The sequence below is a fragment of the Arhodomonas sp. KWT genome, from assembly GCF_010993615.1.
In genome coordinates this window covers 1-722 of the sequence record NZ_WNXE01000856.1, presented here as the reverse complement: position 1 = coordinate 722, position 722 = coordinate 1, and the positions used below count along the sequence as shown (strand labels likewise).

Annotated in this window: 1 pseudogene; it reads left to right on the top strand. The window is 62.6% G+C overall.

What is annotated here, in order from left to right:
- Positions 1-69: 69 nt before the first annotated feature.
- A pseudogene (locus G7A99_RS22890) lies at positions 70-561 on the top strand (IS3 family transposase); the annotation flags it as partial.
- Between the last annotated feature and the right edge of the window lie 161 nt (positions 562-722).

Genomic DNA, 722 nt, shown 5'->3' with positions numbered 1-722 from the left:
GCGCTGAAAGGTGCACGTCCGGTTCGGAGAGGAGAGGCAGGGAGATAGTCCGACTACGCCCTGCCTCTTACTCTACTGGCCACCTGGCAGGGCTTTGCCTACGTCGCTTTCGTCATCGACGCTTATGCCCGGCGCATCGTGGGCTGGCGCGTTGCCGGCACGCTCCATACCGAGTTGCCTCTGGACGCTCTGGAGCAAGCCCTGCACCAGCGCTCTCTGGGCGATACGCCACAGCTCGTGCACCACAGCGACAGGGGAGCGCAGTACGTATCGATTCGCTATACCGAGCGCCTCGCAGACGCGGGCATTGAGCCTTCAGTGGGCAGCGTCGGCGATTCCTATGACAACGCCCTCGCAGAGACCATCAACGGCCTCTACAAGGCGGAGCTGATCCGTCACCGGGGCCCGTGGCGGAATCTGGACGCCGTGGAGTTCGCCACGCTGGAGTGGGTGCACTGGTACAACCACCATCGCATCATGGAGGCCATCGGCAACCGGCCTCCGGCCGAAGTCGAGGCAGCCTACTACAGGCAACTCAACGAGCAGGCCGAAGCGGCCTGACTCACAACCAACGGTCTCCGGAGAAGCCGGGGCGGTTCACCACTCACCTCGCTCTAGCTTGTGCACATAATTCCGCACACTACTCGTAACTGCCTGCCGCCGTTGGATTAACCAGCCCGGCTCCATAGGAGCCATGAGTCGCACTCATCAATACGGGGAAG